This window comes from Streptomyces sp. NPDC107575, from assembly GCF_055657265.1.
In genome coordinates, this window is record NZ_JBVKBG010000007.1 from 161,023 (window position 1) to 183,533 (window position 22,511).

Genomic DNA, 22,511 nt, shown 5'->3' on the forward strand with positions numbered 1-22,511 from the left:
GCACGGTCCGGCGGGCTTTCTGCTGCCTCTACTGGCCGGCGGCCCGCCACACCTTCGCGTCCAGCGTCACGTTCTTGCCCTCCGTCTTGCCCTGGAGCGTCAGAAGGCCGACATCCCCAGACCCGCTGACCAGGCAGAGCCGCTGCCCCACGGACAGGTTGTAGACCCAGAAGAACTCCTGCGCGCCCTGCGCCGCGCGGCACGCGTCGGGAGTGGCCGGCTGGTCCGCGGGGAGCGCCGCGAGCGTGCTTCCCGAGCCGGTGCCGGGCGACAGCTTGGCGCCGTTCTCGTAGACGTCGTAGGTCAGATCCTCGCTCGGCTGCCCGTCGTCCGCCTTGGCCGCCACCGGCTCGTCCGCGAGGAACAGATCCTGGCCGTCCGTCATCACGATGCCGTTGTACGTCGACGGGGCCGGCGGCTCCGAGGTCTCCGGCCCGCTCGTGCCGGGGGACGGGGAAGCGGCCGTCGCACCGTCGTCCGGCGCCCCCGACGGCGCGGGCTGCGCGGCGCCCCCGGACTTCCGCGGCGACGCGGACGCGCTCGGCGAGGCGGACTTCGAGGGCGAGGCCGACTTCGACGCGGACCCCGTGGCCCCGGGCGCGCTCGTGGCCGCCTGCCCACCTGCCCGGTCGTCCCGGGGCCCGTTGCCCGGCACGAAGTACAGCGCCGCCGCCGCACCGCACGCGACCAGCGCGACCCCGGCGGCCGCCAGCAGCCAGGCACGCGAGCGCCCCCGCTCGGGACCGGTGCTCACAGCGGCGGTCTCGGCACCCGAGGGTGCGGCGGGGGAGCCGGGCGGCTCCTGGGCGAACGCGACGGGCGGCCCGAACTCCCCGGCGGGGGCGGGGCTCCCGGGCGTACCCGGTTCACTCGTGGCACCACGCGGCGGCGTCGCGAGCCCGGTCGGCTCCGCCCCCGTCACCCGGGCGCCCTCCGCCCGCGCCGCGATCCCCTCCGCGACCTCACCGGGAAGCCAGGCGTCCGTCGCGGGCCCGGCACCACCGGGCTGCGCCTCACGAATCGTCTGGACCGTCTCGATGACCTCCGTCACCGTCGGCCGGTCCTCCGCCTCCTTGCTGAGACACCCGGATATCAACTCCCGCAGCGCCTCGGGGACCTTGGACAGATCCGGCTCCTCGTGCACGACCCGGTAGAGCACCGCGTGCGGCTCGCCCTCCCCGTACGCCGTGCTCCCGGTGGCGGCGAACACCGCGGTCTGACCGAGCGCGAACACATCGGCGGAACCGCTCGCGGAGCCGCCGAGCACCTGCTCAGGAGCCATGTACGCGACCGTGCCCACGGCCGCCCCGCTGCGCGTCACGGACGTCGCGTCCGCCGCCCGCGCCACACCGAAGTCGATGACGCGGGGGCCGTCGGAGGCCAGCAGCACGTTCGAGGGCTTCAGGTCGCGGTGCACGATCCCCGCGTCGTGCACCGCCTGCAGCGCCTCCGCGATCCCGGCGGTCATCCGCAGCACCGTGTCCACCGGCAGCGGCCCGTGCTCGCGCACCGCCTCGGCGAGCGAGGGTCCCGGCACGTACGCCGTCGCGCACCACGGCACCGCGCTCTCCGTGTCGCTGTCGACGACCGGCGCCGTGTAGAGCCCGTGCACCTTGCTCGCGGCGGCGACCTCCGTGCGGAACCTGCGCCGGAACTCCGGGTCCTCGGCCAGCTCGGGTCTGATCACCTTGACCGCGACGGCCCGGCCGCCCGGCGTGTGCGACAGGTAGACGCGCCCCATGCCGCCGGAGCCGAGCCCCGCGACCAGGCGGTATCCGCCCGCCGTCCGTGGATCGCGGTCGTCCAGCGGCCGGAAATTCTCCGCATCGGGCCCACCGTTCGCCAACACGCCGCACTCCACCCCTGTTCGTCTCGTGGCCGACCATTGCATCACGTGACGTAACGCACCCCGCCGTCGGTGCCGCGACAACGCAAAAGACCCCAGAGTCATCTGGGGTCTTTCTCTGTGTCCGAGGGGGGACTTGAACCCCCACGCCCGATAAAGGGCACTAGCACCTCAAGCTAGCGCGTCTGCCATTCCGCCACCCGGACAAGGTGTCTGCCGCCTGTGTGCGAGGCGTTTCCCGCGGCGACACAGAGAACATTACCAGGGTTTCGGAGTGCCTCGATCAGCCCCCCGGTCGGGCGGCCCCGCCTGTGAACGGCACGTGACGAGACGCGCCCGGCCTTGGGTCCCGAGGCCGGGAGAGAGAGGATGAGAGGCATCCACGGCAAGAGAGGAAGCAGCGTGAGCGAGCCGAGCACGGGCAGGGCGGTCTCCGGGCAGGACGAGGTCGTCGACCTCTGCCGCGAACTGATCCAGATCGACACCAGCAACTACGGCGACCACTCGGGCCCGGGCGAGCGCAAGGCCGCCGAGTGGACGGCGGAGAAGCTCGCCGAGGTCGGCCTCGAGCCGAAGATCTTCGAGTCCCACCCCGGCCGCGCCTCCACGGTCGCCCGCATCGAGGGCGAGGACCCCTCGCGGCCCGCCCTCCTCATCCACGGCCACACCGACGTCGTCCCGGCGAACGCGGCGGACTGGACCCACCACCCGTTCTCCGGCGAGGTCGCCGACGGCTGTGTCTGGGGCCGCGGCGCCGTCGACATGAAGGACATGGACGCGATGACCCTCGCGGTCGTCCGCGACCGGCTGCGCACCGGGCGCAAGCCCCCGCGCGACATCGTCCTCGCCTTCCTCGCCGACGAGGAGGCCGGCGGCGTGTTCGGCGCCCGCCACCTGGTGCGCAACCACCCCGACCTGTTCGAGGGCGTCACCGAGGCGATCAGCGAGGTCGGCGGCTTCTCCTTCACCGTGAACGAGCAGCGCAGGCTCTACCTCGTGCAGACCGCCGAGAAGGGCATGCACTGGATGAAGCTGTCCGTGGCCGGCACCGCCGGGCACGGCTCCATGATCCACCGGGACAACGCGATCACCGAGCTGTCCGAGGCCGTCGCCCGGCTCGGCCGCCACGAGTTCCCGGTCCGTGTCACCAAGACGACGCGCGCCTTCCTCGACGAGCTGGGCGACGCCCTCGGCACCGAGCTCGACCCGGAGAACATGGAGGAGACCATCGCCAAGCTCGGCGGCATCGCCAAGCTGATCGGCGCCACGCTCTCCAACACCGCCAACCCCACGCAGCTGGGCGCCGGTTACAAGGTCAACGTGATCCCCGGCGAGGCCACCGCCAACGTCGACGGGCGCTTCCTGCCCGGGCACGAGGACGAGTTCCTCGCCGACCTCGACCGCATCCTCGGCCCGAAGGTCAGGCGCGAGGACGTGCACGCGGACAAGGCCGTCGAGACCACCTTCGACGGGGCGCTCGTCGAGGCCATGAAGACCTCGATCGAGGCCGAGGACCCGATCGGCAAGGCCATCCCGTACATGCTCTCCGGCGGCACCGACGCCAAGTCCTTCGTGGAGCTCGGCATCCGCAACTTCGGCTTCGCTCCGCTGCAGCTCCCGCCCGAGCTGGACTTCGCCGGGATGTTCCACGGCGTCGACGAGCGGGTGCCGGTGGACGGCCTCAAGTTCGGCGTGCGGGTCCTGGACCGCTTCATCGACGCGTCCTGACGTCAACCCGGCGCCGGGTCGGAAATCGTTCGCGCGTGCGCAATGGACCGGAAAGAGTGAAACGGGCCGTGCGCTCGTAGCCCCATCGGTTCTTCCTCGTTACAGGGAGTGCAGTCCGCGGCTGGGACTGCATTGCCAACAAGGAGGAATAATGCTCAAGAAGGTCGTCGCCGCTGCGGCTGCCACTGGTGGTCTGGTTCTCGCGGGTGCGGGCATGGCCGTCGCCGACTCCGGCGCTCAGGGTGCTGCTGTGAAGTCCCCGGGAGTTCTCTCGGGCAACGTCGTCCAGGCCCCGATCCACGTGCCGGTGAACGTGTGCGGCAACACGATCTCCGTGATCGGGCTGCTGAACCCTGCCTTCGGTAACACCTGCGCCAACGACTGACGTTGTTGTGCCTCACCCTTTGAGGGTTTGAGCCCACGGCCCCGGAGTGCGAGCCATGCACTCCGGGGCCGACGGGTTGGACAAGGTTCCAGGGCAAGACTGATAAGGCAAGGCAGGGAAACCTATGCGACAGGTCATGCGGAAGGGCCTGATCACCGTGGCCGCCGCGGGCGGCGTGCTCGCCGTCACAGGTGGCTACGCGCACGCGGACTCGGGTGCGAACGGAAGCTCCTCGGACTCGCCGGGCGTCTTGTCCGGCAACTCCGTCGAGGCGCCCGTGGACGTGCCCGTGAACGCCTGCGGCAACACGATCAACGTCGTCGGACTGCTCAACCCGGCGTCGGGCAACGGCTGCGACAGCTCGGGCGGCGGCGACAAGGGCGGCGACCAGTCCTCGGACAGCGGCGCGCAGGCCGGCGGCAATACCAGCGACTCACCCGGTGTCGGCTCCGGCAACCATGTGTCGGTTCCGGTGCACGTGCCGGTCAACGCCTGCGGGAACTCCGTCGGCGCCGGCTCGATCGGCAACGGGACGACCGGCAACGGCTGCTCCGACGACGGCGGCGGCAGCAGCACCACGACGCCGCCGGCGGACTCGAACACCCCGCCCTCGCGCGGCGGTGACCCCGGCACCGGCTCCGACACCCCCAACACACCGGGGACACAGACCGTCGACATGCCCAAGGGCGAGTCCCAGCTCGGGCAGACCGGCAGCCCCGAGGCGCGGGCGGGCGGCACCCTCGCGGAGACCGGCAGCTCGGTTCCGCTCGGTGCGGCCGTCCCGCTGGCCGGAGGAGCGCTGCTCGCGGGCGCGCTGCTCTACCGGCGGGCGAACGCGGCGGCGTGACATCAGGCGGTACACAACGGAGCGGGCCCCGCACGGACGGGGCCCGCTCCGTTGTCTCGCCTTGCCCTCAGGTCACCATGTGGCCCGCACCTGGCGGATGATCCGTCGGCGCAGACGCACGCGGCGACTGCCGTCGCGGCGCAGGCTCAAGCGGTCCAACTCCCAGTGTCCGTACTCGGCATGGTCCGTCAGCAGACGCGTCGCCTCCTTGCGGGAGACCCCGCGCGGTACGTACACGTCGACAAATTCGTATTCCGGCATCGCATCTATTGTGCGGGCAGAGGCCCGGTACGGATAGCGTCTGCACTATGTCTGATGCTGCGCAGCCCACCGCTGCCGAGGTACGCGCCGCCGCCGAGGCGGTCAAGGCTGCGCTCGACGCCCACTTGGCGGCGGTCGAGCGCCGGTCGGGAGAAGACGATCCGGCCGTCTACGAAGCGTTCAACGAACTGGCCGCCGCGGCCGAGGAGTACGACGAACTCCTCTACGACCGCTACGACGAGGTCACCCCCTTCGAGATCCCCGGCGGCGAGGACTCGCTACCGCCGTACGCGGGACCGGAGGAGCCGAACGCGCTGAGCGTGCTGATCCGGCGCGACTACGCGGTGGTGGAGCCGCAGCGGCTGCTCGCGCAGGCCGGGCGGGTGGCCGATCTGGACGAGGACGTGGCGGAGGCGGCGAACGGGGCGGGCAACAGTGTGCATGCCGCGCTCGGTGTCCTCTTCGGGGAGTTCGAGCCCGACGAAATCGCGTCCCGGCACAAGGAGTTCGGCCTGGAGGAGGGCGACTCCACGCTCTGGGTCACGGCGTCGGACGAGCCGACGGAGGCCGGGGAGTGGCTGGAGGCGCCCTTCGAGCAGGTCGATCCGCAGCGGGTGGTGTGCCGGTTCGATGTGAGCGCGGTGTTCGACGACGACGAGTTCGACGACGACGGCTCCGCCGAGGGGGATGGGGCGTTGGAGGAGGCGGACCACTGACACCCCGCTGCCGCGGGGGCCGGGGGCTGTTCCGCCGCACCGGCGTTGCAGCCTCGGGGCTCCGCCCCGGACCCCGCGCCTCAATCGCCGGCGAGGCTTGAGGATGTCGGGGCTCTGCCCCCGTCCCAGGGCGGGGCTGGTTTTGCGGCACCGGCGTTGCGGCCTCGGGGCTCTGCCCCGGACCCCGCTGCTCAATCGCCGCAGGGGCTTGAAATACCGCCACCGGCGTTGCCCCCTACCAGGGCCGTCGCCGACTTGGGCAATCTGCCGCCTTGGGCGGCAGGGTGGGCAAGGCGGCCCCCGGTGCCGCGCAACGGGGACGGTGGGGCCGACCCCGGCGCGGCGGCGAGAAGCGGTGCCGCGGCTACGTGGTCGGGACCTGGGCCCGGACCAGGCCCCGCAACCGCGTCGTGCGGGGCTTTGCCGGGAGGTCTGAGACGGCGCGTGGCAGGGCCGAATCCGCGCCGTGGACCACCGAGAGGTGGCGCTCGCCGCGGCCGAAGGCCGTGTAGACCCAGGGACGGTTCAGGGCCTGCGCCGCGTCGCCTGGCAGCACCACCACCGCCGCGGGCCACCGGACCCCCACGGCCTGATGCCCGGTCACGGCCCACCCGTGCCGCACCGCACCCTGCTCCACCTGCTCCTTCGGCACGAGGACGGGGGCGCCGTCGCACTCGAGGCGCAGGCCCTCCGCATCCGCCCCGACGACCACGCCGGGCCGGATCCGCCCGCGCCCGGTCACGTACACCACCCGGTCCCCGGGATCGAAGCCGCCGAACCGCCCGGGCCCCGGGTTGAGCCGCTCCTTCAGCGCCACGTTCAACGCCCGCGTCCCCGCCGCACCCCCGTGCCCCGGCGTGATGACCTGCGTCTGCTCGGCCGGCACCCCGATCGCCCGCGGCACCGAGTCCGCGACGAGCTGCACCGTGCGGTGGATCGCCTCGGCCGGGTCCCGCACCGGGACGATCACGACCTCCTTGCCGGGCGCCTCCACCTGGTTCAGCTCACCGATGCCGATGCCCGAGACCAGCTCGCCGATCGGCCCGAAGTCCGGCGTGCGGGAGGCGATGCGCGGGCAGATCTCGGCCGCCGCGACGTCCGCGAAGACCCGGCCGGGACCGGCCGACCACAGCGTCCCCGGGTCCCCGCTGAGCACCAGGCACGTCCCGTCGGCGAGCAGCTCCACCAGCATCGCGGCATCGCCCACGTCCAACTGCGGAGCGTCCAGGACGACCAGGAGGTCGAGGGCGAACGCCCCGTCCCGGTCCAGCCCCGGTCCCTCCGTCTGCGCGAGCAGACCCGCGACCGTCGCGGTCGCCGTCCCGGGCGCGTCCGGCCCGAGGAGCTCGGCGGCCCGGCGCCGGCCGTCCGCGCTGTGCGCGGCGACGCACACCCGCAGGCCGAGCCTGCCCGCGGCGGCCGCCGCGGCGACGGGCTCGGCGCGGGCCGCCTCGCCACCGGTGTGCAGAACGAGACGGTGCGCGGCGATCGCCCGGATCAGCTCGGCCGTCGTGCCACGCTCCGAGCCCGCGGCCTCCTCGAGCCCGGCGGCGGCCGGGCCGTCGTCCTTGGGCGCGGCGTTGAGCAACCGGGCGAGCCCGTCGGCGAGGCTCTCCTCGGCGAGCGCGTACCGCTCCAGTCCGACCAGGACCCGTACCGGCCGCTCCGCCTCTTCCTCCTCGCCGTCCTCCTCGGAGGCGGCAGGGGCGGGCGCGGGAGCGTCCTCCAGGGGGTCGTGGAAGATCAGCGCATCGCCTTCCGCGACGGCGCTCTGCACGGCCTCCTCCGGGTCGGGCACGCCGCGCTTGCCGAGCGCCTCCGCGAGGACCGGGAGGTCGAGCGCCGTGTGCCCGGCGTCCGCGGCCTGCTCCAGCAGCCATACGGTGACGGCGCGGCCCCGCCGCTCGTCCTCGGGCCCGCACTCCGCGCCGAGCAGCGCCCGCGCGAACCCGTCGGCCTGCTCGGGCCGTACTCCGCTCACCCGCAGCAACAGCCACGGATCCGCCCGCAGCTCGTCGCCCGCGCCCTCGCCCAGGGCCGCGGCGGCCGCGCCGGCCAGCGACTCGGGGGCGCCGCCCTCGACGAGCACGGCCCGCACCGCGGCGACGGCGTCCGGGTCGGGGCCCGCGTGACCGGGGGCCTGAGGCCTGCGCACGGGTTCGGCGGGGGCGGCGGCCGCGGTGTCCTGCCGCGGCTCGGGCTCGGGCCGCGCGAGCACGGGGGCGGAGACCGGCTTCTCGCCGCTCTCCACCGCGCGTACGGCGGCCAGCAGATCCGCGGCGGTACCGCTCAGCTTCGTCCCGGCGTCGATCGGCCCCTCCTTGGCGGCCTTCCGCTCCGCGATCCGCTCCCGGAACTCCCGCTGGGCCGCCAGCTCTGCCTCGGCCTCGGAGACCTCGGCCTTCTTCTCGGCACTTTCCTCGGCGTCCCCGGCTGTGGCTTCGGCACCGTCGGCCTCGGCCACAGCTCCGTCCCCGCCGTCGGCCTCGGCCGCCCCGGCGTCCGCGCCGTCGTCGGTCCCTTCGACCGCGCCGGCCTCGGCGGCAGCGCCCTCGGCGCCCTCCGCACCCTCGGCTCCGGCGTCCGCGCCCTTGTCGGTCCCCCCGACCGCGCCGGCAGGGCCCTCCGCTCCGGGGCCGTCCGCCGACACCGGCTCCGCCTCCGCGCTCGCGGCGGCAGCCGGATCCGTGTCGGGGCGGGCCCCTGACTCGTTCTCCGCGGGAGCGGACTCCGTACTCACAACGTGCTCCAGTCCTGATCGGGATAGCGGTGCACGGGCGCCGACACATCGTCGAGCGCCTGGCAGATCTCGTCAGGAAGACTAAGGGCCTCCACTGACAATGCCGCCGTGAGCTGCTGCGCGTTGCGCGCGCCGACGATCGGCGCGGTCACCCCCGGCCGGTCCCTGACCCACGCGAGCGCCACCTGCAGCGGCGTCACGGCCAGCCCGTCCGCCGCCGTCGCGACCGCGTCCACGATGTGCCCCGCCGCCTCGTCGAGATACGGCTCGACGAACGGCGCCATGTGGTCCGAGCCGCCCCGCGAGTCGGCGGGCGTGCCCGAGCGGTACTTCCCGGTCAGCACCCCGCGGCCCAGCGGCGACGAGGGCAGCAGGCCGATGCCGAGGTCCAGCGCCGCCGGCAGCACCTCGCGCTCCACGCCGCGCTGCAGCAGCGAGTACTCCATCTGCGTACTGGCGAGACGCGTGCGCGCGCCGGGCGCGGACAGCTGCCACGTCCCGGCCTTGGCCAGCTGCCAGCCGCAGAAGTTCGAGACGCCCGCATAGCGCGCGCGGCCGCTGCTGACCGCTATGTCGAGGGCCTGCAGCGTCTCGTCCAGCGGGGTCCCCGGGTCGTACGCGTGCACCTGCCACAGGTCGACGTACTCCGTGCCGAGCCGGGCGAGCGAGGCGTCCAGGGCCGAGAGCAGATGGCCGCGCGAGCAGTCGAAGCGCCGGTCCGGGTCGGGCACGCTGCCCGCCTTCGTGGAGATGACCAGGTCACGGCGCGGCACCAGGCCCTCGACGAGCTTGCCGAGCAGATACTCCGACTCCCCGCCCCCGTACACGTCGGCCGTGTCGACGAGCGTGCCGCCCGCTTCCCAGAAGGCCTTCAACAGGTCGGCGGCGTCGTGCTCGTCGGTGTCCCGGCCCCAGGTGAGGGTGCCGAGCCCGATCCGGGACACACGCAGGCCGGTGCGGCCGAGATGCCTCTGCTCCATGGGCGCTGAGGTTACTGGCCGAAGGTCAGGAACGGGGGCCCTGTGGATATCTGCCGCCGGGGTCGCCGGGTTAGGGTGCCGGGCGAGGCACCTTACCCATGGGTAAATCACTGGATCCGGCAAGGCGTTAAGCGTTAAGGGGATGTGGTCAATGAAGCTCGGCATCAACCTCGGCTACTGGGGCGCAGGCATGGACGCGGACAACCTGGCCGTCGCGAAGGAGGCCGACAGACTGGGCTACGCGGTGTGCTGGGCCGCGGAGGCCTATGGCTCCGACGCCGCCACCGTCCTCGCGTACGTCGCCGCGCAGACGGAGCGGATCGACGTCGGCTCGGCCATCTTCCAGATCCCGGCCCGCCAGCCCACGATGACGGCGATGACGGCCGCGACCCTCGACTCGCTGTCCGGGGGCCGTTTCCGACTCGGCCTCGGCGTCTCCGGGCCGCAGGTCTCCGAGGGCTGGTACGGCGTCAAGTTCGACAAGCCGCTGGCGCGCACCCGCGAGTACGTCGAGATCATCCGCAAGGCGATGAGCAGGGAGCGGGTGTCGCACGAAGGCGCGCACTGGACGCTGCCGCTGCCCGGCGGGCCCGGCAAGCCGCTCAAGCTGATCGTGCACCCGGAGCGCGAGCGGATCCCGCTCTACATCGCCGCGATCGGCCCGAAGAACCTGGAGCAGACCGGTGAGATCGCCGACGGCGCCCTGCTGATCTTCCCGGCCGCCGAGCACCTGGAGGAGACCGCGCTCCAGCACATCCGCGCGGGCCGCGAGAAGGCCGGCAAGACCATGGAGGGCTTCGACGTCTGCCCGACGGTGCCGCTCGCGCTCGGCGGGGACGACGAGGCGTCCGTGAGCGCGCTCGCGGACATGTTCCGGCCGTACACCGCCCTCTACGTGGGCGGCATGGGAAGCCGCAAGCAGAACTTCTACAACCAGCTCGCGCAGCGCATGGGCTACGAGAAGGAGGCCGCCGAGATCCAGGACAAGTACCTGGACGGCGACAAGGCGGGCGCGGCGGCGGCCGTCCCGCAGCAGCTCATCGACTCCACGACGCTGCTCGGTTCGGTGGACCGGATCGCCGACCGGATGCGGGCCTACTCCGAGGCGGGGGTCACCACGCTGACCGTCAACCCGGCCGGGCTCACGCTCGACGACCGGCTCGCCTCGCTGCGCGCGGGCACCGAGGCCATGGAGCGCGCCGGGCTGGCCTAGGGCTCAAGGGCCCAGGGGGCTCAGCGGAGTTTTTCTGCGGCCGTGGTGGGGGCTCGGGGGGTCTTCCCCGCCACGGCCGTCACAGAGCACAACGCGTCACGAGGGGCCTGGTTACGGCTCCTCCCGCGCCCCGGGTCCTCCTTTCGGACGAGTTGACCCGCATAGCTGTTGCCCTGCCCCATGTCCCGCATTTGACTCGGACTTTGCAGTACTGCGGAGTCCGGCGCGGCGAGATGGAGGTAGCAGATGCTGTCGGCCAAGAGTCTGTTCCAGGAGATCATCGACAACGACGAGTCGTTCCGGCTGTTCTGCTCCATTGCCGCCGGCGGCGAATCCCAGGGCGGCTGGGAGAACGGGCGGATCGCCGCGCTGGTCCCCGAGAGCGAGCGCGGACTCGCTCCCAAGATCGCGCGGCACGGCGCGGACGAGGACAAGCACGGGCGGATCTTCAACGCCCTGATGAAGAAGCGCGGCCTGGAGCCGGCGCCCGTCCCCGCCGAGGCCGACTACACGATGCTTCTGGAGCGGTACGGCATCGGACTCTCGCACGAGCGGCTGCGCGCCGACGAGCGGCTCTCCGTGCAGGACATCGTCACGTACCTGGCGCACAGCCGCGTCACCGAGCAGCGGGCCTCCGAGCAGATGGTGATGCTGCGCAAGCACTTCGCCGACGATCCCGACCTCGGCCGCGCGGTCAAGATGATCTCCAACGACGAGGACAACCATCTCGCGTACTGCCACGAGGAGTTGCTGCGGTTCGCGTACGCGGGGCACGGCCGCACGATCCAGCGCATCCTGCGCGAGTGCGCGCTCGCGGAGATCGCGGTCTACCGGGACGTCAGCCTTGCCGTCATGGACCACATGGGGCGCATTCTCGGCTGGTCGAGGCCGAAGGCGGCGGCGCTGGCCGCGGGAATCCACGCCGTGTACGCGTACGAGCGCCTGGGCGGCTGGCGGCGGATGGTGTCGCTGAGCATGCCGGAGCGGCGGGACGCCCTGGGCGGGCCGCCTGCCACGGTCGAGTTCGCCTGAGGTGCTTCAGAGCCACCCGCGCCGTTTGAACAGGCGGAACAGCAGCAGTTCCAGGAGGGCCATCAGGACGATCACTGCCGGGTAGGCCCACACCCAGTGCAGTTCCGGCATGTGGTCGAAGTTCATACCGTAGATGCCCGCGATCATCGTGGGCACCGCGGCCATCGCCGCCCACGCCGAGATCTTCCGCATGTCGTCGTTCTGCCGCACGCTCATCTGCGCCAGGTGCGCCGAAAGGATGTCCGACACCAGGCGGTCCAGGCCGTCCACGGACTCGTTGACCCGCGTCAGGTGGTCGTTCACGTCGCGGAAGAACGGCCGCGCCTCCTCGTGCACGAACGGCACGGCGGCCAGGCCCCACGGCCCGACCCCGGCGAGCCGCTCCACCGGCATCGCCAACGGTCCGGTCGCGCGGCGGAATTCGAGGATCTGGCGCTTGAAGGTGTAGATCCGCTCGGCGGTGTCGCGGGTGCCGCCGCCCTGCGGGGAGAAGACCTCCGTCTCCAGCTCCTCCAGGTCGGTCTGCAGCTCGGCCGCGACCTCCAGATAGTGGTCCACCGTGGCGTCCGCCACCGAGTACAGGACCGCCGTGGGCCCCTGCTTCAGGAACTCCGGTTCGGCCTCCAGACGCTGCCGTACGGCCTTCAGGGGCGCGCCCTCGCCGTGCCGCACGGTCACCACGAACGAGTCGCCCAGGAACAGCATCAGCTCGCCCGTGGACACCTTGTCGCTCTTCGGCTCGTACACGACCGGCTTGAGGACCACGAACAGCGAGTCGTCGTAGATCTCCAGCTTGGGCCGCTGGTGCGCCTTCATGGCGTCCTCCACGGCCAGCGGGTGGAGCCCGAACTCCTGGGAGACGCGGTCGAACTCCTCGTCGCTCGCCTCGTGCAGCCCGATCCACACGAAGGCGTCCCCCGCCGCCCGCGCCTCGTCGAGGGCGTCGGAGAAGTCCGCGGGGCGCTCGATGCGGCGCCCTTCCCGGTAGATGGCGCAGTCGACGATCACGAAGCGAATTCTTCCCAGGACCGGGCACTGTCGCACGTCGTCGTATGCCTAGGGTGGGGCACATGCCCACGCTGATCCTCGTCCGGCACGGACGGTCCACGGCCAATACCGCGGGAGTGCTCGCCGGGCGGACGCCCGGTGTGGCGCTCGACGAGCGCGGCGCCGAGCAGGCCGCGCGGCTGCCCGAGCGGCTGGCCGGCCTGCCCCTCGCCGAGATCGTCTCCAGCCCGCTGCAGCGCTGCAGGGAGACCGTCGCGCCGCTGCTCGCCGCCCGTCCGGAGCTGACCCTGCGCACCGAGGAGGGCATCAGCGAGTGCGACTACGGCGACTGGTCCGGCCGCAAGCTCGCCGAGCTGACCGACGAGCCGCTGATGCAGGTCGTGCAGCAGCACCCGACGGCCGCCGCCTTCCCCGGCGGTGAGTCGATGCGGCAGATGCAGCACCGGGCCGCCGAGGCGGTACGTGAGTGGAACGCGCGCGTGGAGCGCGAACACGGCGAGGACGCCGCCTATGTGATGTGTTCGCACGGCGACATCATCAAGTCCCTTGTCGCGGACGCCATCGGGCTTCATCTGGACCTCTTTCAGCGCATCTCTGTAGAGCCGTGTTCCATCACAGCGATCCGTTACACACGGCTTCGCCCCTTTCTCGTACGCCTCGGAGACACCGGTGACTTCGCGTCCCTGGCGCCGCGCGAGACGCCGCAGGGAGGCGATGCGCCGGTCGGGGGCGGCGCGGGCGCACCGTGATCGTCTGCCGCAGTAGGGTGAAGCAGCCGTAAGCACAGTCGGCCCGGTCGGCCATGACCGGTTCAAGACAGTCGATCCCGATCCCATGGAGACAGGACGTGTCCCGTCAGGTGTTCCTCTACGACCCTCCGGAGCGGTTCGTGGCCGGTACGGTCGGGCTCCCCGGGCGCCGCACCTTCTTCCTGCAGGCCACGGCAGGAGCCCGGGTCACCAGCGTGGCGCTGGAGAAGACCCAGGTGGCCGCGCTCGCCGAGCGCATGGACGAACTGCTCGACGAGGTCGTGCGGCGCAGCGGGGGCAACGCCCCGGTGCCCGCCGTGGCCCCCAGCGAGATCTCCGACACCGCGCCCCTGGAGGCGCCCGTGGAGGAGGAGTTCCGCGTCGGCACGATGGCACTCGCGTGGGACGGCGACGAGCAGCGCATGATCGTCGAGGCGCAGGCCCTCGTCGAGCTGGACGCCGAGTCCGAGGAGGACCTGGCGGAGGCCGAGGAGAAGCTCCTCCAGGACGAGGAGAACGGCCCGCCGATGCTCCGCGTCCGCCTCACGGGGAACCAGGCGCGTGCCTTCGCCAAGCGGGCCCTGGACGTCGTGAACGCGGGCCGCCCGCCGTGCCCGCTGTGCAGCCTGCCGCTCGACCCGGAGGGACACGTATGTCCGCGCCAGAACGGATACCGGCGCGACGCGTGAGCGACGACCGGGACCTGCTCGCCCTCGGTGAGCTGCACGTGGAAGGACAGATCCGCGAGGCGTCGAACGCGGTGCTGGTGTGCACCGTCACCCACGACGGCCGCGAGGCGCGCTGCGTCTACAAGCCCGTACGCGGGGAGCGTCCACTGTGGGACTTTCCCGACGGCACCCTGGCGCAGCGCGAGGTCGCCGCGTACGAGGTCTCCGAGGCGCTCGGCTGGGGCCTGGTGCCGCCGACGGTGCTGCGCGACGGGCCGTACGGCGAGGGCATGTGCCAGTTGTGGATCGAGGGGCCCGAGGACGACACGGACGGCGCCGAGCTGCTCGCTCTCGTCGACCGTGAGGAGCCCGAGGAGGGCTGGAAGGCCATCGGGTTCGCGGAGGTCGGAGAGGGCCGTACGGCGCTGCTCGTGCACGCCGACGACGCCCGTCTTCGCCGGCTCTCGGTGCTCGACGCCGTGATCAACAACGGTGACCGCAAGGGCGGGCACCTGCTCGTCGACGCCGAGGGGCACCTGTTCGGCATCGACCACGGTGTGACGTTCAACGCCGAGGACAAGCTGCGCACGCTGCTGTGGGGCTGGGCGGGGGAGCCGCTGACGGAGGAGGCCACGGTCGCCCTGGAGGGGCTGCGGGTGGCCCTCGGCGAGGGTGAGCCGCTCGCTGCGCGGCTCGGTGAGCTGATCACGCCGACCGAGGTCGAGGCCGTACGGGAGCGGGTGGCGGGCCTTCTGAAGTCCGGGCGGCACCGGGAGCCCGGTGGGGACTGGCCTGCGATTCCCTGGCCGCCGGTGTAGTGCGGCCCGCACCGGTGTTGCGGTCGCGGGGCTCTGCCCCGGACCCCGCTGCTCAATCGCCGCAGGGGCTTGAGATGCCTACCCCCTCGGCAGTGATCGCGCAAGAGGGCGAGTTCGGCCATTGCGCCTGGTCCGGTTCGTATGCGGAAGCAGCGTCCGGTTACGCTCGATGCATGCATGCCTGGCCCGCTTCTGAGGTCCCCGCCCTGCCCGGCAAGGGCCGCGACCTCCGGATCCACGACACCGCGACCGGTGGGCTCGTCACCCTTGCCCCCGGTCCCGTCGCCCGTATCTACGTCTGCGGCATCACGCCGTACGACGCGACCCACATGGGTCACGCGGCGACCTACAACGCGTTCGACCTCGTGCAGCGCGTGTGGCTCGACACCAAGCGGCAGGTTCACTACGTCCAGAACGTGACGGACGTCGACGATCCTCTCCTTGAGCGGGCCGTGCGCGACGGCATCGAGTGGGAGGGCCTCGCCGAGCGCGAGACCGCCCTGTTCCGCGAGGACATGACCGCCCTGCGGATGCTGCCGCCGCAGCACTACATAGGCGCCGTCGAGGCGATACCCGGCATCGTGCCGCTCGTCGAACGACTGCGTGACGCCGGTGCCACCTACGAGCTCGAGGGTGACACCTACTTCTCCGTCGAGGCCGACCCGCACTTCGGGTCCGTCTCGAACCTCGACGCCGCCGCGATGCGGCTGCTCTCCGCCGAGCGCGGGGGCGACCCGGACCGTCCGGGCAAGAAGAACCCGCTCGACCCGATGCTGTGGATGGCCGCGCGCGACGGCGAGCCCAGCTGGGACGGCGGCTCGCTCGGCCAGGGGCGCCCCGGCTGGCACATCGAGTGTGTCGCCATCGCCCTCGACCACCTCGGCATGGGCTTCGACGTCCAGGGCGGCGGCTCCGACCTCGCCTTCCCGCACCACGAGATGGGCGCCTCGCACGCGCAGGCGCTGACCGGCGAGTTCCCGATGGCCAAGGCGTACGTGCACGCCGGCATGGTCGGGCTCGACGGCGAGAAGATGTCGAAGTCCAAGGGCAACCTGGTGTTCGTCTCCGCGCTGCGGCGCGAGGGCGTCGACCCCGCCGCCATCCGGCTCGCGCTCCTCGCCCACCACTACCGCTCCGACTGGGAGTGGACGGAGCAGGTGCTCACCGACGCCGTGGCCCGCCTCGACCGCTGGCGCGCGGCCGTCTCCCGCCCCGACGGCCCGTCCGCCGAGGCGCTCGTCGAGGAGATCCGCGAGGCGCTCGCGAACGACCTGGACGCGCCGGCCGCGCTGACCGCCGTCGACCGCTGGGCCGAGACCCAGTCGAGCGAGGGCGGCACGGACGAGGGCGCCCCCGGCGTCGTCTCGCGTGCCGTGGACGCCCTGCTGGGCGTGGCGCTGTAGCAACACCCGTCCGGTAGCTGAGAGGGCGCCTCCCCGAGCGGGGAGGCGCCCCTTTATTGCTCTGCTTCCGGTGCGCGATCAGATGCGCTGCACCCGAACGCTGCGCAGGATGCTCGGCGACCCCGTGTCCCAGACACCGATGACCTGGTGGCCGAACGCGAAGGCCTCCTGGACCTCGTCGTGCGCCTGCGGGGTGGGGTTGTTGAGGACGCGGAACTGGTTGTTGATGCGCAGGAAGATCTGCCGCGGCTGGCCCGGGAGCGGCTGCACGATGTCGATGTAGCCGTTCGCGACGCCGGAGGCCAGGGCCTGCTGCTGCACCTGCTGGTGGGCCTGCTGGATCGCGGCCAACTGGACCTGCTGGAGCTGCTGTTGGGCCTGCTGCTCCATCTGCTGCGCCTGCTGGTCCTGCTGCTGGCCGTACTGCTGTTGCCCGTACTGCTGCTGGCCCATGCCCTGCTGCTGCCCGCCGAGCTGCTGGAGCAACTGCTGGTACGGCTGCTGCTGGCCGAGCTGCTGGAGCTGCTGCTGAAGGTGCTCCTGGCCCTGCCCCTGGCCCTGGTGGCTCTGGCCGAACATGCCGGGCTGCTGCTGGCCGTACGACTGCTGCTGGCCCATGCCCTGCTGGTAGGGCGAGGTGCTCGGGAACTGCTGCTGGCCCATCTGGGGGGTGATGCTCATGCGGGTGCCACCTTCCATCAATGGTTGGTTGCGTTGCCTCAGCCCGTGACGACCAGGCCGACGACCTCGTCGTCCGAGAACCACACACGTACGTCCGGCCGTCCCCCCGCGAAGGCGGTGTGCACCGCCTGGCGGGTCTCGGGGGACGGGTTGTTCAGATTGCGCCAGGAACCCGCCACGAACAGCCGGAGGCGGGGCGGAAGTTCGGGCGGATACGGGATCAGCTCGTCCCAGTACCGCTCGGCCTGGCCCGAACCGACCGTCGAGGGCAGCAGGTTGGTGACCGCCCCCTTGATGTCGGGCCGGTTGCCGATCCGCTGCGAGGCGGGCCGGCCGGGGGCGTCCTGCTGCGGTGAGCCGGTCGCCCGGAGCACCTCGCGGGCCCGCCGTGACGTCATCGGGCGCTGACCGCCTGCCTTGAGCATTCCCTGGAGGGCGGTCAGCGCGCCGACGACCACCGGGGAGGCGGACGAGGTGCCGGAGAAGGTGTCGGTGTACCAGGCGATCTCCTCGGTACCGCCCTGGAGGTCGCCGGGCCGGTCCCAGGCGCCGCCCGTGGTGGTGACCTCGCGGCCCCAGCCCTGGGCGTCCACGCGGGCCCCGTAGTTGGAGAACGAGAGGCGTGAGCGGTCCGGGCCGTGGTCGCGGCCGTGGGTGCCGGGCGGCGGGGCGCCCGCGCCGACGAGGACCGCGTCCGAGGAGCGGTTCGACGGGTTGAACGGGTTGTGCCACCACGCCGGGAACTCGTCGGGCCTGCGCTCGTACACCGCGTCGTCGAGGGACTCGGCGCCGTTGCCCGCCGCGCCCACGACCACGATGCCCTTCGCCGTCGCGTACTTGATGGCCGCGAAGTCGTCGGGCCACCACTCCAGCGCGATGTACCCGCGCTGGTCGTCGCGCGGCTCGAAGTCGAACCGCGGCCCCGGGCGGTGCAGTTCGATCAGGATGACGTCGCCGGGGCTCAGCCGCTCGGCCGCCGCGTGGATCGCCGCCGCCGTGCCCACGCCCTGGAAGGACGCCGCCGCGGTCACCGCCTCCGGCGCGATGCCGGTGATGCCGCGCTCGTTGCGGTCGCCGCCGATCACGCCGAGGACCGCCGTGCCGTGATTGCGCCAGGCCACGTCCGAGATCGGCGTGCCGACGACGATGCCCGCGAGCTTCGCCGACAGGTCCTCGTGCCCCAGCTGCCAGGCGCCCTCCACGTCGATGACGGTGATGCCCTCGCCGCTGCCGCCGAGCCGCCGCCACGCCCACTGGGCGTCGATGCCGGCGGGCGCGGGGCCCAAGTAGCCCTGGCGGCCCGTGTAGTCGGGCGTCGCGGCCGTCTTCTCCTTCAGCCGCCGCGCCTCCTCGAAGTTCTCCGGGGACGGGGAGGGCGACGAGGTGTGCGCCGCGGGCACCGCGCCCGGCTTCACGTACGCCGTGTCGATCTCCGGGAGCGCCGCGATCCGCGCCCGCAACTCCTGTGCGCGCTCGGCGCCGCCGCGCGCCCGGTAGAACAGCGCCAGGTCGGGCACCTCGGCCCCGGGCGCCCCGTCGGCGTCCCGCATCCGCTCCTCGCCGCCGAACAGCGGTTCAAGAGCGAGTTGTTCGTCCCCGAGGAACATGTTCAGCGCCGATACGTCGGCGCCGGCCGCGGAGCGCACGCCGTCGGCCTGGACGCGCAGGCGGGCCTCCGGGCGCGCCACGACGATGAGTTCCTCTTCCGCCCCGCGATAGGTGAAACCGGATCCGTCCGGTCCCGGCCCGGCCGCTCCCGGCCCCTGCGCCGGGCTTGCGTGCTGGTCGGTCATCGGTCCACAGCTCCCCTCGCCACATCCGGTCGTACGGGTCTGCCTGTGCCGTGTGTTTCCTTGAGGCTCGTCGGGGCTCACCCTGCTACGCCGACGCCCGCCCGTCCAGACCCCCTCGGCCAACTGCGTTTGAAAACAAGTTGAATGGGGAACCCCCTGCAACTGCCTTCAATTCGGCCGGAAACAACTGTCACGCCGCAAACCGGCCAGACTCGGGGCGCGGGCAGGGCACGACGAAGGGCGGGGCGCTCGGCGCCCCGCCCCTGACGGTCACTGCGTTCCGCGACTACTCGTCGCCGTCGTCGCTCTCCGGGCGCGGCGGCTTCGGCGGCCGGGTCCTGCCGCTCGGGTTGTCGCGCAGATGGGAGGAGCCGTCGCCGCCGTCCGTCGCGTGACCGCCCGGTCCGGCGCCCGGGTCGCGGCGCTGCAGATAGCGCTCGAACTCGCGGGCGATGGCCTCGCCGGAGGCCTCGGGCAGCTCCGCGGTGTCGCGGGCCTCCTCCAGGGACTGCACGTACTCGGCGACCTCGCTGTCCTCGGCCGCCAGCTGGTCCACGCCCAACTGCCAGGCCCGCGCGTCCTCGGCCAGCTCGCCCAGCGGGATGCGCAGGTCGATCAGGTCCTCGAGGCGGTTGAGGAGGGCCAGCGTCGCCTTCGGGTTCGGCGGCTGCGACACGTAGTGCGGGACGGCGGCCCACAGGGAGACCGCGGGGACGCCGGCGTGCGTGCAGGCCTCCTGGAGGATGCCGACGATGCCCGTGGGCCCCTCGTACTTGGTCTCCTCCAGGTTCATCCGCGTGGCCAGATCCGGGTCGGAGGTGACGCCGCTGACCGGCACGGGCCGCGTGTGCGGGGTGTCGCCGAGCAGCGCGCCGAGCACGACGACGAGTTCGACGCCCAGTTCGTGCGCGAAACCGAGCAGCTCGTTGCAGAACGAGCGCCAGCGCATGGACGGCTCGATGCCCCGGACCAGCACCAGGTCGCGCGGTTTGTCCCCGCCGACCCGGATCACCGAGAGCCGCGTCGTCGGCCATGTGATCTTTCGCACTCCGCCGTCGACGAACACGGTCGGGCGGTTGACCTGGAAGTCGTAGTAGTCCTCGGCGTCCAGCGCCGCGAACACCTCGCCCTTCCACTCCTTGTCGAGATGCGCGACCGCGGTGGAGGCGGCGTCGCCGGCATCGTTCCAGCCCTCGAACGCGGCCACCATGACCGGGTCGACCAGCTCGGGAACCCCCTCGAGCTCGATCACCCAGCGCCTCCTTCCAACGTGCCCTCGCGTACCTGCCCACCTTACGGCGTCGGCGGGGGCCCTCCGCATCCCCTTGTGGGCGCGGACTGCCCCCAACACTGCCCCGCCGCGGAGTGGTCCACTCCACCGCGGGGCGGTCGTCAGGTCCGTGCGAGCCGCGCGGTGCCGGGTTCGGTGGCCGGTGTCTCGCGGATCGGCCTGACCAGCAGCCATGCCCCGCACACCAGGGTCAGCGCCTGGGCCCCGGCGAGGAGGCCGAATCCGGCGCCGAAGCCGTGGCCGCCGCTCGCCGCGATGGCCACGCCCATGAGGGTGGGCATGAACGCCGACACGAGGTTGCCGACACCGTTCACGACGCCGTAGGCGCTGCCGACGAAGTGCGCGGGCGCGCAGTGCTGGACGAGGGTGGGGATGGCCGGGCCCTGCAGGCCCCAGAAGCCGCCGGCCAGGATGAGGCCGGTGGCCGCCGCCGCGTCGCTGTCCGCGCCCGCTACGAGCAGCACGCAGACGGCGGTGCCGGTCGAACCCACCACGAACGGCAGCGCGAGCAGCCGCCGCGGCAGCCGGTCGAGCAGCAGCCCGCCGAGGAACCCGGACACGAGTGACATCAGGAACGGCAGGGCGGAGACGATCCCCATCGCGGAGAGCGAGAAGTGCCGCTCGTGCAGCAGGTACGAGGGCAGCCAGGCGCTCGATCCCCACAGGTAGGCGAGCGTGGCGATCTCGATGACCAGGATGGGTGCGAGCCGTGGCATCCGCAGCGCGCCCTTGAGCGTGGTCCCGAAACCGGGGCGCTCGGCGCCGCGCACGCCACGTCCTCGTACGAAGAGGAGGATCAGCGGCAGGCCGATCACCGCGTTCAGGGCCGCGAGGGCGATGAACGAGGTGTGCCAGTCGAAGCGGTAGACGAGGTACGTGATCAGGGGCAGGCCCGCGGCCGTGCCCAGGGAGACGCCCATCGAGCTGACCGCGTTGGGGCGGCCCGCCTCGTGCGGCTCGAAGTGCTCGCGCACGTACATCGTCTTGAGCGAGAACAGCGGCCCCTCGGCGGCGCCCAGCAGGGCACGCAGCACGGTCAGCGTGAGCGCGCCGAGCGCGTACGGCGACAGCAGAGTCATCAGCGACCACAGGGCGACGCTGACGACGAGCCCGCGGCGCACCCCGAGCGACGTCTCGTAGAACGGGGTGAGGACGAACGCCGCGATGCCGTACCCGACGAGGAACACGGTCGACAGGGCGCCCTGTGCCGTCGGGTCGCCGGTGATGCCGAAGTGGTCGGTGAACGCCTTGTCCGTGATGAGGACGGAGACGTTCACCCGGTCCACGTAGCTGATCAGGACGATGACCAGCAGGCTGAGGACGCCCGCCCAGCGGGCCCGGGTGCTCATGCGCCCGCGGACTGCTTCTCGGCCTCGCCGCGGTACATGCGGCGGAGCCGGACCACGCCGAGGTCGTGCTGGTACAGGTTCTCCTGCTGGTCGGCGTCGGCCGGCATGGCCTCGAGCATGGTGCGGTCCTGCTCCAGGACCTCCCAGTGGCGCTGCTCGATGAGCGTCTTGTAGAGGAAGCGCCACGTGTCGCGCTGCCAGTCCTGGACCTTGCGGTAGCGCCAGAAGAAGACGGCGCAGCGCTCCTCGTCGACCGGGCGGACCATGCCGACGATGCCGAACGGGCCGCCGGGGCCCGCGGACGGCGGGTACGGGATCGACAGGTCGACCCAGTCCACGCCCGTGCGGCACAGCTCGACCCAGTCGAAGTTGACGCCCCGCTGGTCGGTCTTCTCGAAGAAGTAGCCGCGCTCGGTCTCGCGGATGCGGAACTTCGCGGTGGTGTCGCCGTCGAACATCGTGTGCGAGTCGTGGTGCAGGAACTGGCCGTGCATCGGGTCGAGCAGGTTCTCGACGCCGAAGCGCCACGGCACGTCCCACTCGGCGTAGCAGAGGAACGCGTCGATGTCGGGGTCGGTCAGCGGGTCCGGGAGCGTCAACTCGACGGGCTCCGGGTGCTGTTCGTCGCCGAAGTACGCGAGGACGGCGCCCGCCACCTCGCGCACGGGCAGCGACGTGACGAGCTTCTTGCCCTCCAGGTTGCAGCCGGGCAGACCGGGCACGGAGGAGACCGTGCCGTCGGTCTCGACCTCGACGCCGTGGTACCAGCACGCCACCCGGTCGCCCAGGTGTTTACCGAGCGAGAGCGGGGCGCCGCGGTGCGGGCACCGGTCGGCCAGCATGCTCAGGGTGCCGTCCGAGCGGCGGAACAGCAGCCACTGCTCACCGAGGACGGTGACCTTGCGCATGGCGCCGGGGGCGACGAAGGAGGAGGGGACGACCGGGTGCCACTGGTTGCGCAGGCCGGTCGCGTAGATCTTGTCGGCGGTCAGAGCCATGGTGC

Annotated in this window: 20 protein-coding genes and 1 tRNA gene; 10 read left to right on the forward strand and 11 right to left on the reverse strand. The window is 72.2% G+C overall.

Features of this window, described 5'->3' with window-relative positions; translation table 11 throughout:
* Window positions 1–28: 28 nt before the first annotated feature.
* Together ACZ7L4_RS33140 and ACZ7L4_RS33145 are read right to left on the reverse strand one after the other, a co-directional pair.
* The gene (locus ACZ7L4_RS33140; RefSeq protein ID WP_472108401.1) at window positions 29–1,849 is read right to left on the reverse strand and encodes a serine/threonine protein kinase; all 1,821 of its coding nucleotides are present in this window, start codon (window positions 1,847–1,849) and stop codon (window positions 29–31) included.
* A 118-nt stretch (window positions 1,850–1,967) separates the two neighbouring features.
* A tRNA-Leu gene (locus tag ACZ7L4_RS33145) sits at window positions 1,968–2,052 on the reverse strand.
* A gap of 196 nt (window positions 2,053–2,248) precedes the next feature.
* On the opposite strand from ACZ7L4_RS33145, the gene ACZ7L4_RS33150 reads away from it, so the two are divergent.
* From ACZ7L4_RS33150 to ACZ7L4_RS33160, 3 genes are all read left to right on the forward strand, one after another.
* Window positions 2,249–3,574: a M20/M25/M40 family metallo-hydrolase gene (locus ACZ7L4_RS33150; RefSeq protein WP_472108403.1), complete on the forward strand. Its 1,326-nt coding sequence runs from the start codon at window positions 2,249–2,251 to the stop codon at window positions 3,572–3,574.
* Between the two features lie 151 nt (window positions 3,575–3,725).
* Window positions 3,726–3,959, forward strand: coding sequence for a chaplin ChpH (chpH, locus tag ACZ7L4_RS33155; RefSeq protein ID WP_472108405.1), 234 nt, complete (start codon window positions 3,726–3,728; stop codon window positions 3,957–3,959).
* Between the two features lie 124 nt (window positions 3,960–4,083).
* Window positions 4,084–4,806 (forward strand): chaplin family protein, encoded by a 723-nt coding sequence (locus ACZ7L4_RS33160; protein WP_472108407.1) that lies wholly within the window; start codon window positions 4,084–4,086, stop codon window positions 4,804–4,806.
* Window positions 4,807–4,878: 72 nt separating this feature from the next.
* Here the strand turns inward: ACZ7L4_RS33160 and ACZ7L4_RS33165 are convergent, their stop codons facing one another.
* Window positions 4,879–5,067: a DUF5703 family protein gene (locus ACZ7L4_RS33165; RefSeq protein ID WP_018535088.1), complete on the reverse strand. Its 189-nt coding sequence runs from the start codon at window positions 5,065–5,067 to the stop codon at window positions 4,879–4,881.
* Between the two features lie 47 nt (window positions 5,068–5,114).
* Here ACZ7L4_RS33165 and ACZ7L4_RS33170 point away from each other — a divergent pair, with 47 nt between their 5' ends.
* Window positions 5,115–5,783: a hypothetical protein gene (locus ACZ7L4_RS33170; RefSeq protein WP_472108409.1), complete on the forward strand. Its 669-nt coding sequence runs from the start codon at window positions 5,115–5,117 to the stop codon at window positions 5,781–5,783.
* 364 nt (window positions 5,784–6,147) lie between these two features.
* Here the strand turns inward: ACZ7L4_RS33170 and ACZ7L4_RS33175 are convergent, their stop codons facing one another.
* Both ACZ7L4_RS33175 and ACZ7L4_RS33180 read right to left on the reverse strand, forming a co-directional pair.
* Window positions 6,148–8,523: a helix-hairpin-helix domain-containing protein gene (locus tag ACZ7L4_RS33175; protein ID WP_472108411.1), complete on the reverse strand. Its 2,376-nt coding sequence runs from the start codon at window positions 8,521–8,523 to the stop codon at window positions 6,148–6,150.
* Window positions 8,520–9,503 (reverse strand): aldo/keto reductase, encoded by a 984-nt coding sequence (locus ACZ7L4_RS33180; protein WP_472108413.1) that lies wholly within the window; start codon window positions 9,501–9,503, stop codon window positions 8,520–8,522. Before ACZ7L4_RS33180 ends, ACZ7L4_RS33175 begins: the two co-directional genes overlap by 4 nt.
* A gap of 151 nt (window positions 9,504–9,654) precedes the next feature.
* Here ACZ7L4_RS33180 and ACZ7L4_RS33185 point away from each other — a divergent pair, with 151 nt between their 5' ends.
* Together ACZ7L4_RS33185 and ACZ7L4_RS33190 are read left to right on the forward strand one after the other, a co-directional pair.
* Window positions 9,655–10,716 (forward strand): LLM class F420-dependent oxidoreductase, encoded by a 1,062-nt coding sequence (locus ACZ7L4_RS33185; protein WP_472108415.1) that lies wholly within the window; start codon window positions 9,655–9,657, stop codon window positions 10,714–10,716.
* 246 nt (window positions 10,717–10,962) lie between these two features.
* Entirely contained in the window at window positions 10,963–11,748 is a 786-nt protein-coding gene (locus ACZ7L4_RS33190; RefSeq protein WP_472108417.1) for a ferritin-like domain-containing protein, read from the forward strand.
* A 6-nt stretch (window positions 11,749–11,754) separates the two neighbouring features.
* Here ACZ7L4_RS33190 and corA read toward each other — a convergent pair whose 3' ends face one another.
* Window positions 11,755–12,756, reverse strand: coding sequence for a magnesium/cobalt transporter CorA (corA, locus tag ACZ7L4_RS33195; protein ID WP_472108419.1), 1,002 nt, complete (start codon window positions 12,754–12,756; stop codon window positions 11,755–11,757).
* A gap of 62 nt (window positions 12,757–12,818) precedes the next feature.
* Here corA and ACZ7L4_RS33200 point away from each other — a divergent pair, with 62 nt between their 5' ends.
* The 4 genes from ACZ7L4_RS33200 (at window position 12,819) to mshC (ending at window position 16,394) form a co-directional block, all read left to right on the forward strand.
* On the forward strand, window positions 12,819–13,505 hold the full coding sequence (locus ACZ7L4_RS33200; RefSeq protein WP_472108421.1) for a histidine phosphatase family protein: 687 nt from the start codon (window positions 12,819–12,821) through the stop codon (window positions 13,503–13,505).
* 98 nt (window positions 13,506–13,603) lie between these two features.
* Window positions 13,604–14,194 (forward strand): DUF3090 domain-containing protein, encoded by a 591-nt coding sequence (locus tag ACZ7L4_RS33205; RefSeq protein ID WP_472108423.1) that lies wholly within the window; start codon window positions 13,604–13,606, stop codon window positions 14,192–14,194.
* Complete coding sequence (locus ACZ7L4_RS33210; RefSeq protein ID WP_472108425.1) at window positions 14,158–14,991, forward strand: SCO1664 family protein; 834 nt, start codon at window positions 14,158–14,160, stop codon at window positions 14,989–14,991. Before ACZ7L4_RS33205 ends, ACZ7L4_RS33210 begins: the two co-directional genes overlap by 37 nt.
* A 173-nt stretch (window positions 14,992–15,164) precedes the next feature.
* Window positions 15,165–16,394: a cysteine--1-D-myo-inosityl 2-amino-2-deoxy-alpha-D-glucopyranoside ligase gene (gene mshC / locus ACZ7L4_RS33215; RefSeq protein ID WP_472108427.1), complete on the forward strand. Its 1,230-nt coding sequence runs from the start codon at window positions 15,165–15,167 to the stop codon at window positions 16,392–16,394.
* Between the two features lie 78 nt (window positions 16,395–16,472).
* On the opposite strand, the gene ACZ7L4_RS33220 is transcribed toward mshC, so the two are convergent.
* The 5 genes from ACZ7L4_RS33220 to ACZ7L4_RS33240 all read right to left on the reverse strand — a co-directional run bounded on the left by ACZ7L4_RS33220 (window position 16,473) and on the right by ACZ7L4_RS33240 (window position 22,506).
* Window positions 16,473–17,075, reverse strand: a complete 603-nt coding sequence (locus tag ACZ7L4_RS33220; protein WP_472108429.1) for a hypothetical protein — start codon at window positions 17,073–17,075, stop codon at window positions 16,473–16,475.
* Between the two features lie 38 nt (window positions 17,076–17,113).
* Window positions 17,114–18,868 carry a S8 family peptidase gene (locus ACZ7L4_RS33225; RefSeq protein ID WP_472108431.1) on the reverse strand — a complete coding sequence of 585 codons (1,755 nt, stop codon included), beginning with the start codon at window positions 18,866–18,868 and terminating at the stop codon, window positions 17,114–17,116.
* 286 nt (window positions 18,869–19,154) lie between these two features.
* Window positions 19,155–20,120 (reverse strand): PAC2 family protein, encoded by a 966-nt coding sequence (locus ACZ7L4_RS33230; protein WP_450817331.1) that lies wholly within the window; start codon window positions 20,118–20,120, stop codon window positions 19,155–19,157.
* A gap of 140 nt (window positions 20,121–20,260) precedes the next feature.
* Window positions 20,261–21,508 (reverse strand): MFS transporter, encoded by a 1,248-nt coding sequence (locus ACZ7L4_RS33235; RefSeq protein ID WP_472108433.1) that lies wholly within the window; start codon window positions 21,506–21,508, stop codon window positions 20,261–20,263.
* Window positions 21,505–22,506, reverse strand: coding sequence for a Rieske 2Fe-2S domain-containing protein (locus tag ACZ7L4_RS33240; protein ID WP_472108435.1), 1,002 nt, complete (start codon window positions 22,504–22,506; stop codon window positions 21,505–21,507). Before ACZ7L4_RS33240 ends, ACZ7L4_RS33235 begins: the two co-directional genes overlap by 4 nt.
* Between the last annotated feature and the right edge of the window lie 5 nt (window positions 22,507–22,511).